Raw genomic sequence first — 10,880 nt, 5'->3', positions numbered from 1 at the left:
CTGAAGGCCAACGTGTACAGTTTACTGTTACACAAGGTCAAAAAGGCCCTCAAGCCGAGAACATTGTTAGCATCTAATTGCTACACAATTTAGTGGGTTAGAGATAACCCATTAATATATTTACCTTTATAATTTTTTAATCAAATATCTTCAAAATCCCCTTCTATACATATTTTCCAAGCGCAATCTCATTTGTATCCGCAACTCATTAATTAGTGCATTTTTAAACACATTTACTACTATCTCTCTTGAGCGAAAGCTTTGTATTGCCTACAATAGCGCATACTTCATTCAATATAGAATATGACCATGAACGACACTACCGCAAAACCTGCTTTACCAGATCGCCTTTCTATTAATCCACGCAGCCCACATCATGTGGAAGAAGTTTTTGAACACGATATTGGTATCACGTTCAACGGCAAAGAGCGTTTTGATGTTGAAGAGTACTGCATCAGCGAAGGTTGGATAAAGTTTGCATCTCCAAAAGGGCTTGATCGTCGCGGTCAACCACTTTTACTTACAAGAAAAGGCACTGTTGAAGCCTTTTATAAGTAAGCTAATACTACTTACTAAAAAAGCGACACCATATTGGGTAGTCGCTTTTTTTGTGCCTTTTTAATAGGTTGAGCTTTTTTCATGCCCAACCTGATGAAGTTTCATTATGATTTTTTAAAAAATATGTTTGAATAGCGCCATATTATTTAGACATATAGAAGTCCATAAGTGAAAAAGGTAACAATTTTAGATGGCGGCATGGGACGTGAACTTAAGCGCATTGGCGCACCGTTCTCACAGCCACTTTGGAGTGCACAAGCACTTATAGAAGCCCCACACTTTGTAGCACGAGCTCATCAAGGCTTTATAGATGCAGGCGCTGAAATAATTACGGTTAACAGTTATGCCTGTGTGCCCTTTCATTTAGGTGAAGAACGCTACGAAAGCCAAGGCGCGTTACTCGCAGAGCAAGCGGCGCTTATTGCTAAAGAAGTAGCTCAAAATGCTAAACAAAGTGTATTAGTTGCAGGGTCATTACCCCCTGCATTTGGTTCATATCGCCCCGATTTATTTGAAAGTAAACGTGCTTTTACTATTTTAAATACCTTATACAATGCACAAAATCTCCATGTAGACCTCTGGCTTGGCGAAACAATATCGAGTATTGAAGAAGCACAAGTAATGGCAAGCGTACTTAAAGGCTCAACTAAGCCATGTTATTACGCATTTACCCTAAGTGATGAAGTAACTGAGCAGGCAACGCTGCGTTCAGGAGAGCTGGTAACCGATGCCATAACCGCACTACTTGAGCAGCAAAACATTGCAGGTATTTTCTTTAATTGCTCTATCCCTGAAGTTATTGAGCAAGCACTGCGTGATACTAACAACGTATTAATTAAGCAAAATAAAAAAGTATCGTTAGGCGCATTTGCTAACAGCTTTACTCCTATTTCAAGTGCTCACAAAGCAAATGAAGCAGTGCAAGACTACCGTGATTTATCTCCTAACGAGTATCTTGAGTTTGCAAAACAATGGCATAGCCTTGGCGCAAATATTATTGGTGGTTGCTGCGGAATTAATCCAAGCCATATCGAAGCACTCGTACAATGGAGAAACGCCATTGAAAAACCTTAACTTTGAGCTGGCTATTCCTGCAATTACATTAGTAATTACCTTATTAGTTATCTCAACTTTATATCCAGAGCAGTCACAATTATTAGCAAGCAACGCTATGCATTTTGTAACAGGCTGGTTTGGTTGGTTAGTAGAACTTGTGAGCTTGGCTTTAGTTGGTTTTTTATTTTGGTTAGCTTTTTCAAAGTACGGATCTATTAGGTTAGGTGAAGAAAAAAAAGAGCACTCTAACTTTTCGTACGGCGGTATGATTTTTACCGCAGGTGTAGGTGCTTCTCTTATATATTGGGGAATTGGTGAGCCTATGTATTATTTGCAATCGCCACCACTTTTTGCCGAACCAAATAGCTACGCAGCAGCAGCTTGGTCTGTTACTTATTCTATTTTTCATTGGGGCGTGACTGGCTGGGCCATTTACTGCTTTCCGGCAATCCCGTTTGCGTACGCGTTTTACGTACAAAAAAAGCGTACTTTAAAGCTCTCTACCCTTTGCGAACCTGTAGTAGGCAGCAATCCTATTATTGCTAAAGCAATCGATTTACTTGCAATTTTTGGCACCCTCGCAGCTTTTGCAAGCTCGCTAGCACTTACTGTATCTTTATTAAGTACTGGCGTTTCTGCATTATTAGGAATTAAAAACAGCTTATTACTCCAAGGCAGTATTATTTTATTATTTGTTTTAATGCTTGTTGCGGTAATGCTTGTTGGCTTTAAAAAAGGCATTAGTAAAGTGTCCGACTATACGGTTGTAGCAGCAATATGCTTTGCCTTATTTGTATTACTTGTGGCTGACTCTCAGTTTATTTTAAATAACTTTACCGACTCAATAGGTGTCATGCTCGATAACTTTTTTAGAATGTCACTTTGGACCGACCCAGTTCAAAAAAGTGGTTTTTCGCAATCGTGGACTCAATACTATTGGTTTTGGTACTACGCTTATTTAATTATGATGGGGCTTTTTATTACCCGCATTTCGCGTGGACGTACTATTAAAGAAGTTATTTTGTACACTATTTCGATGGGTTCACTCGGCTGTGCATTCTTTATATCAATCTTTGGTGGTTATGCAGTATGGGCACAATTAATTGGTGGCTTACCTGTTCAACAATGGATGAGCGAAGGCGGTTTAACGTTTGCAGTAGTTTCACTAATTCAAACTCTACCATCGGGTAATATTGGCTTAGTATTATTTTTGATTATTCAATTTTTTTTAATGCTAACGACTATGTCAAGCGCAAGCGTTGCCACCGCTATGTTGACAACTAATAAACTAGAACTAAATGGCGACCCCGATCATAAAGTTAAGCTTCTATGGGCTGGTGCAATTGCTCTCATTAGTTTTAGCGTATTTTTATGCGGTGGTGGAATAGATACTATTAAGTCACTCTGCGTTGTAGCAGGCCTACCAATGATGTTTATTTACATGATTTTAGTAAAGCAATTAATGATGCAGCTAAAGGGTGTGAATCAAATAAAAACACTTGATCAGTATGAAAGTATAAATTCCGAAACAGTTAAAGTGAATTAGTAACATTTTAAGGCCTCATATTATGAGGCCTTATTTACTATTACTGAGCATGTTACTACAGCATGAAAGAGGTCGCCTTTTAAAACAAAGAAGCCTTAGTATTTAAAATAAATCAGTATTAATTTAGCCGACGTAGCCATACCACCAGCAACAACTAAGCGTTAAACCATTTGATCCAATTTGCTACCTGAACACGGGCATTTTTCGTCATTTTGCTTAAGGCATTGCTGATAATTAAACCAATGGGCCACAGCAATAAAAGCCGAGCCTATTAAAGTTAGCGCTTTTTCGGCTATTTCATGCCCTAATAATACTGCGCATATCATAAAGGCTAGCCCTATAACGCCGCAGGCCATATAACGCATAAGTTTATGTTTTTTACAGCCTAAACTCAATGCCAACAAACTGGTTGGCATTACCGCCGTAAGAATCCATAAATGAAATTGCTCACTATCTATTTGCATTACAGCAAAGCTTGGTAATAACGCTAAAATAACCGGGGTTGCAAAACAATGCACTGTGCACATTACCGATAACCCTATTGCCATACGATCCATAACACTTTGACTCGACTTCATTATTTCCTCTACTAAATCAGTGTCTCCACTCAAAAACGTTACTTTTAAGGAGACATTTTAATAACATCAGTTAATTGCTGTTGATATACTATAACATTACTCGCATAATTGATATAATATAACATCCAACAAGGTAGTCAAATGAAACGTGAATCACAATTAGCTGTTCTCATCGCAGCTTTATTGCCGGCTAGTGTGCTTGCATCCACAATAGAAGGCGTTGTTTTAAACAACAAAGGTAAAGCAGTTAGCAATGCAACGGTAGAAGTTGAAGGCTCAGACCTTAAAGTAACCACCGATGAAAACGGTAAATTTTTTATAACCGAGCTAAAAAATGGCTTAAAAGAGCTTCACGTTGTAGCCCCTGGTTATGCGCATCTTCATCGCGATATAACAATAACTAATGATGAAAACCAATCGGTTACTTTTAATTTAAAGCGCTCGCCTATTGAAGTTATTGATATTGAAGCGACCCCTATTCATATGTCGGCAATGGAATCTGCATCGCCTGTTAGTGTTTTATCTGGCGAACAACTAAGACGACAACAAGCTGCAACCCTTGGCGACAGCCTTGAAAAACTCCCAGGCGTTAATACAAATTTTCACGGTAAAGTAGCCAGCACACCTATTATTCGTGGTTTAAGCGGCCCTCGCGTACTTATTACTCAAAATGGCCTTGATGTAAGTGATGTTTCGCGCGTTGGCCCCGATCACTCTGTTGCATCGGAGGCGTCTACCGCACAACAAATTGAAGTATTACGCGGCCCTGCAACGCTGTTTTATGGCAGTGGCGCAATTGGTGGTGTGGTTAATGTAGTAGATAACCGCGTACCCACCGACAGCACCACGCGTGGTGAATGGAACCTAGAACATAACTCGGTAGATAACCAAAAAGTGGCCTCGTTTAATGCCACCACAGGCACAGACTCGGTGGCTTTTTACGCCGATGCATTTTGGCGTGAGGCCGATGACTACGGGGTACCTGTAGCTGCCGATATACATAGCGACGGTGAAGGCCATAGTAGCGATTACAAAGTTGAAAACAGTAATGAAGAGTCTGACGATTTTACTGTTGGCGCTAGCTATTTAATGGATAACGGCTTTATTGGCTTAGCAGTAGAGCAATTTAATCGTCAATACGGTATTCCTGGTCATACGCACGGCGAGGAAGAAGAGGAAGAACACAACGACGAAGAAGAAAGCGTATTTGCTGATTTAGAACAAACTAAAGTGCAATTATTAGGTGAGTACAACCTAGATAATAAATGGCTAAACAAAATAAATCTCCGCGCTGGCCATACCGACTACGAACACGCTGAAATTGAGAGCGGCGCTGTTGGCACTACCTTTAAAAACGAAACCAACGAATTACGCATAGACCTACTGCATAACCAATTTAACGAATGGAATGGCGGTATTAGCTTTCATTACAAGCAAAGCGATGTTGAAGCACAAGGTGAAGAGGCCTTTACTCCTCCATCAGAGACCGAAAGCTTTGCTGTAGCGTTAATGGAAGAAAGGCACTTTGGTGATTTTTTAGTGCAGGTAGGTGCGCGTATTGAGCGAGTAACAATTGAAGCAGGCGACGTATTACTGCCAAATATTGACGCTCACGCACACGATGAAGCAGAAGAAGCCGACGAGCATGATCATGACCACGAAGAAAGCGCAGAAACCACTCGCGTATTTGATGTAGAGCATGAATTTACGCCAGTCAGTTTATCGGCAGGGGTAGTATGGAATTTTACATCTAACTATAACTTAGGGCTTTCGGTATCGCGCTCTGAACGTGCACCTTCTGCCTCTGAGTTGTTATCGTTTGGGCCGCATATTGGCACTGGCACTTACGAAGTAGGCGCACTATTTGATTTAGATGAAGATGGCCATTTGGGTTTATCTGAACAAGCAATTGACCTGGAAACAGCCAATAATATCGATTTAACCCTACGTAAAACTCAAGGCGATGTTGGCTTTATTTTAAATGCCTTTTACAACCAAGTAGATAACTATTATTACCAAATAGACACCGGTTTATTCGCCGAAAGTGGACACGACCATGGCGATGAAGAAGAAGGCGTTGACGAGCACGACCATTCATCAGAGCTACCCGTTTATTTATTTAAAACAGATGATGTAGTTTTACATGGTTTTGAAGCGCAAATTGCGTGGCAACTAACTAACGAGTTTAAGCTAGATGTATTCTCTGACTACGTTCGTGCACGCCTTAAAGACGGCGGCGATTTACCCCGTACACCACCGCTTCGTTTTGGCAGCGAACTAAGCTATCAAACAGATAAACTCAGTGCGCATATTCACGTAACTCGTTATCAAGAGCAAGACCGCACAGCCCCACAAGAAACAGCCACAGACGGTTACACCTTAGTTGATGCGAGCATCTCTTACGACCTTTCAGTGTTAAACCAAGATATGTCTGTGTACCTACGAGGCACTAACTTAACAGATACAGAAGCTCGCGTGCACAGTTCGTTTGTAAAGGATATAGCGCCACGTCCAGGACGTAGTTTTGCGCTAGGTATTCGCGGTTATTTTTAAGCGTTAAAAAATTATAATTAAAGGAAATAAACATGAAAAAACTATATCAATTAAAGCTTATTGCACTCGCTATTAGCGCTACATTTATTACGGCCTGTGGCGATGCAGAAACCAACATTGTGGAAAAAGATCCTATTGTTGTAGAAGACGAGCACGATCATGATGATGATCACGACCATGACGACGGCTATACCATACACTCACTTGGCAGGCTTGCCGTTCTGGCAGGTGACAGTAACGAAGCTAGCTTTTTTGATTTAGATAACAACGAATTACTTGATACATTTACACTAAACAATGACTCAAACACGTTATCTGCATCACCAGGCTTTCGTTATGCTGTTATTGCTAATCGTACTCAAGATTACCTAGGGTTTATAGACGGCGGTATGTGGCGCGAAGATCACGCAGAGCACTTGCATGATTATGAGCAAGGCCCTGCGTTTAGCAGCTACGAACTAACAAGTGGTAGTCGCCCTACACACTTAATAACTCACGACGGGCAATTAGCAATATTTTACGATGGCGATGCAGAAACCGGTACGCCTGCCTCAGTAGAAGTGCTAACCGATAACGATATTACCAATACAACAACTACATTAACGGGCATTAACTGCGACATTAACATGCATGGAGTAGCTGAGCCTCGCGGCGAGCATTTACTCTCAACCATTCGCCGCGACGATGCAAGTAATACATCTAATGCCAAAGTACTTCCCGATCAAGTGGGTGTTTATCATCTTCACGATGGTAATTACGAACTAGAGCAAACGTTAGAAATAACCTGCCCCGATTTACACGGCGCAGCACAAAATCACGATTATGTTGTATTTGGTTGTGGTGATGGTGTATTGATTGCCCATCAGCAAGATGATGTATACAGCGCTCAAAAAGTTGTAAATATAGATGCCGTAGGCGATCAGCGCATTGGTACTTTGTACGGCCATAAAAACAACGACACAATTTTTGGTATTGCCGCAGGGCATGATGGCAGTGGCTCAGTATTACTGAGTATTCATTCTGAAAATGCCGAAATGGAAGAAGTAGAATGGCAACTTGCTGATGGCGCAAGTGCTGTATCTTATTCTTTTTCAGCCAGTGGCGAGCACTTTTTAATATTAGACAGCTTAGGCTTTTTAAATGTATTTAGCGCACACGACCATGATGGCGAAATGCATTGGGAGCTTGAAGGCCAAGTTGATATTACTCAAGCAGACGTAACCACAATGCCCGAAGGAATGAGCTTTAGTATGACAGTGGCGCAAAGTGGTCAGTTTGCTTATATTGCCGACCCAATTACTCAACACATAGTGCAAGTGCACCTAGAAGACCTAGAAATTGAAAGTGAGCTAGAGCTTACTTTTGCTCCTAGTGCAATTACTTGGTTGGGTATTGCGCAAGATGAAGGTCACGACCATTAAATTAAAACTAACGCTTTAAGTTAAAGCCACAAAACAAAAAACCCGTAATTAAGTTTACTAATTACGGGTTTTTACAGCTATTTATTTAGCTCTATTGTTACTTACGGCGCCAGCCACTCCATACATCATCTATATCATCGGCTTTATTTTTTTTCTTTTTCTTACCAGAGCCTTCTGGCTTTGCCATCGGCTTTTCATTTTTAAGCGCCTCGGCAGCATCAAGATTAGCTTGGTTAACGGCAAAGCCAGCTATTTCCTCACGTTCAAGACGTAGTTTGTTTTTCTTCTCGATTATTTTAAAGTGATGAAAATCTTCATAATCAACCAATGAAAGTGCTAAGCCTACTTCACCAGCACGGCCGCTTCGACCAATACGGTGCATATAATCAGAAGGGCTGCGTGGTAGGTTAAAGTTTATTACCACTGGTAGCTTTTCAATATCCAAACCACGCGCAGCAATATCAGTTGCAATTAGCACCTCTATTTCGCCGGCTTTAAATTTTTCTATTACACGAGTACGCTCACTTTGGCCTTTATCACCATGGAAAACTTGTGCATTAACACCGCGCTTTTCAAGTTTACTAGCCAAGTGCTCACAGTCTTTTTTAGCGTTCACAAAAATCAGCACTTGGCGCCATTTATGCGTTTTAATTAAATGTGCTAAAACCGTGGTTTTTTCGCCTTTATTTACCGTAAACACGCGTTGAACAAGTGTGCTTTCATCTTTATTTTGTACTTGTATTTCAACTGGGTCGTTTAAAAGCTCTTGCGTTAATAGCTTAACTTGCTCAGGGAAAGTTGCTGAAAACAACATGGTTTGTTTTTTAGCAGGCATTAACGCTAAAAGATCAGCCAGCTCTTCGGTAAAGCCAAGGCTTAGCATGCGGTCGGCTTCATCAAGCACAAGTGTAGTTACATTATCGAGCTTAATCGCGTTACTTGAGATTAAATCGAGCAAACGCCCAGGCGTTGCAACAATAATATCGGCGCCACCACGCAGTGCCTGCATTTGTGTATTAACCGACACACCACCAAATACCGCCACCGTTTTAATTGCGCCATTAAAATTAGCAGAATACGATTTAACACTATCAGCCACCTGCGTTGCCAGCTCGCGTGTAGGTACCAAAATAAGCCCTGTTACAAAGTTACCTTTGCTCGGCGCTTTATTAGCACCTTGCGCTAAAAATAGCGTTTGTAGCATAGGCAAAGCAAAGGTTGCTGTTTTACCTGAGCCAGTATTTGCCCCCGCAATTAAATCGCTACCAGCCAGTACACTTGGAATCGCCTTAGCTTGAATTGGCGTAGGTTGGCTGTATTCCAAATCGGTTAAACGAGCTTGTAGCTCTGGTATAAGGCCAAGATCGTTAAAGGTGCTAGGGCTTGTTGCTGAGGTCATGAATATTACGGGCTCATTGCTAAAAAAGTAGCCTGTAATTTTAGCGTATTTAGCACTTATTAAGTAGGGATTAGTGATTTATATATCAATACCAGGTTGTGGCTAGTAACTTGAGCACAAAAAGACTTACTTATAGAGTAGCTTTTACTCCCTCTGTTCGTATCTATCTTACACAGAGCATAAAAAGGATAATAGAGTTAAAGATACTCTTGATGTACATAGATCCTAGCAAATCTTGCTAAAGATTAACCCAAAACTAAATTTTTCGCATAATCCAGAGATGCTTTTCTCTGCTCTTTGTACCAATCATCAATTACTTTAGGATTATATGCTTCAGCTGAAACGGCCTTCACTAGTTTATAGCCAGTAGATGCACTTATAGATTTAATAGCTACATCTGCGACGAAATCTCTTGATCCACTATCATTTTCTTTTTTCATCTGAGTCTCCCGACGAATTTGAATTACCTTTATTATGTGCTTGGTAAGCTTCTGCCGCAGCCAAGTATATAGCAAAGACCTTTGCGACAGTACTTAAAAATTGTAAGTCTCGATTTTCATTAAACTGTTCAGCAATTGCACTTGTTAATACTAATACACCAAAAGGTTGTTCGCCATTATTAACATCACCATCATCATTACATCTAAGGATTGGTATAGAAATAAAACTGCGATATCTAGTGTTATCACCCAATATACCTGCATCTTTAGCTAACTCATTGCTTAATATAATATCTGGACATATTTTTATCTGTTTATGCAAGAACGCTAACCCAACATGTCCGTGGCCAGGCTTCCATGATCGATTTCTTCTCCGCAATCGATTGTCACAATCCCTAATAAGAACATTCAGGTTGTCACTCTTCTCATCGTATGAATATAATGCAACATTATATAAGCTAGGTGAGGTGTAACCGAATAATGCCTCTCTTTCGAGAATAAATGGACGGATCATTGAACCGAGATCCTTATTTACCAGCAAGTCATACTCTTCAATACTAAGGGTACATTGTTCAGCCTCTAACCGATTTATATTTCCTATCGCGTTATCAACTACATGGGCTAAAATATATAATGTAGTTCGCTGATTACTAAAGAGGTCAGAAAGCTCTCGATAAGCTTTTTTATACTTTGCCAATTCATCCCTAACTTCCTTCATATTTTTATCGTATTCAGTTTTAAGAGATATAGCTTCAGAATACAGTGTAAATTTACTATTATTTTGATGAACTAAATAAGAAACAGACAAGTGAATTAGTGCAAATATAATTATTAGCAGCCATATCGACCAAGATATTGAGTCATTAGTAGATAACCCATATATATACGAAATCCCTATTCCTATTAATATCGGAGCAACTAAAGTCGTCCATATATTAGAAAAAAGTAGAACATTACTTACAATTTTATCTGAGTAAAAATTATTCTGATTTGCCTTCGACATAAAGCTTTGCAAATGTTTAGTTTCATTTTTATCCATTAAAATACCCACTGACATACTGCTTAATTAAACTAAAGTAAACAGTAACATGTAAACTTCTCTTCGGGTAGACCTTGCTAGGGCTGCACTCAAATGAAAAAGGCGCATTAAGCGCCTTTTAATCTTTAATCGGTAATTACCAACCTTTTGATTTTACTCAACCGTAACCGATTTTGCTAAGTTACGTGGTTGGTCAACGTCTGTGCCTTTAATTACCGCTACGTAGTACGACAGTAACTGCAATGGCAGTGTGTAAACAATTGGCGCAATAATGTCGTCAGTGTGGTTTA

The 10,880-nt window shown here is 40.1% G+C and carries 10 protein-coding genes; 6 read left to right on the top strand and 4 right to left on the bottom strand.

All coding sequences use genetic code 11. The annotated features are described in order from the left end of the window. From GQR53_RS19425 to GQR53_RS19410, 4 genes are all read left to right on the top strand, one after another. A partial coding sequence (locus tag GQR53_RS19425; protein ID WP_165744978.1) for a cold shock domain-containing protein occupies positions 1–77 on the top strand: 77 nt, incomplete at its 5' end. A 232-nt stretch (positions 78–309) separates the two neighbouring features. Next, positions 310–558 (top strand): DUF3297 family protein, encoded by a 249-nt coding sequence (locus tag GQR53_RS19420; RefSeq protein WP_002963088.1) that lies wholly within the window; start codon positions 310–312, stop codon positions 556–558. A 168-nt stretch (positions 559–726) separates the two neighbouring features. Next, complete coding sequence (locus GQR53_RS19415; protein ID WP_165744977.1) at positions 727–1,632, top strand: homocysteine S-methyltransferase family protein; 906 nt, start codon at positions 727–729, stop codon at positions 1,630–1,632. Continuing rightward, entirely contained in the window at positions 1,619–3,160 is a 1,542-nt protein-coding gene (locus tag GQR53_RS19410; protein ID WP_165744976.1) for a BCCT family transporter, read from the top strand. The genes GQR53_RS19415 and GQR53_RS19410 overlap by 14 nt, the downstream gene beginning before the upstream one ends. Positions 3,161–3,321: 161 nt before the next feature. Here GQR53_RS19410 and GQR53_RS19405 read toward each other — a convergent pair whose 3' ends face one another. After that, positions 3,322–3,738, bottom strand: coding sequence for a MerC domain-containing protein (locus GQR53_RS19405; protein ID WP_165744975.1), 417 nt, complete (start codon positions 3,736–3,738; stop codon positions 3,322–3,324). 141 nt (positions 3,739–3,879) lie between these two features. On the opposite strand from GQR53_RS19405, the gene GQR53_RS19400 reads away from it, so the two are divergent. Together GQR53_RS19400 and GQR53_RS19395 are read left to right on the top strand one after the other, a co-directional pair. Continuing rightward, positions 3,880–6,291: a TonB-dependent receptor gene (locus GQR53_RS19400; protein ID WP_165744974.1), complete on the top strand. Its 2,412-nt coding sequence runs from the start codon at positions 3,880–3,882 to the stop codon at positions 6,289–6,291. Between the two features lie 32 nt (positions 6,292–6,323). Beyond that, complete coding sequence (locus GQR53_RS19395) at positions 6,324–7,712, top strand: 5-methyltetrahydrofolate--homocysteine methyltransferase (RefSeq protein WP_165744973.1); 1,389 nt, start codon at positions 6,324–6,326, stop codon at positions 7,710–7,712. 97 nt (positions 7,713–7,809) lie between these two features. Here the strand turns inward: GQR53_RS19395 and GQR53_RS19390 are convergent, their stop codons facing one another. The 3 genes from GQR53_RS19390 to GQR53_RS19380 form a co-directional block, all read right to left on the bottom strand. Beyond that, entirely contained in the window at positions 7,810–9,111 is a 1,302-nt protein-coding gene (locus GQR53_RS19390; protein WP_165744972.1) for a DEAD/DEAH box helicase, read from the bottom strand. 245 nt (positions 9,112–9,356) lie between these two features. Next, complete coding sequence (locus GQR53_RS19385; protein WP_165744971.1) at positions 9,357–9,551, bottom strand: hypothetical protein; 195 nt, start codon at positions 9,549–9,551, stop codon at positions 9,357–9,359. Further along, positions 9,535–10,590: a GAF domain-containing protein gene (locus tag GQR53_RS19380; protein ID WP_165744970.1), complete on the bottom strand. Its 1,056-nt coding sequence runs from the start codon at positions 10,588–10,590 to the stop codon at positions 9,535–9,537. The genes GQR53_RS19385 and GQR53_RS19380 overlap by 17 nt, the downstream gene beginning before the upstream one ends. Between the last annotated feature and the right edge of the window lie 290 nt (positions 10,591–10,880).

This window comes from Pseudoalteromonas sp. Z9A6, from assembly GCF_011378805.1.
Taxonomy (GTDB): Bacteria; Pseudomonadota; Gammaproteobacteria; order Enterobacterales; family Alteromonadaceae; genus Pseudoalteromonas; species Pseudoalteromonas distincta.
This window is presented reverse-complemented; position numbering and strand designations above follow the sequence as displayed.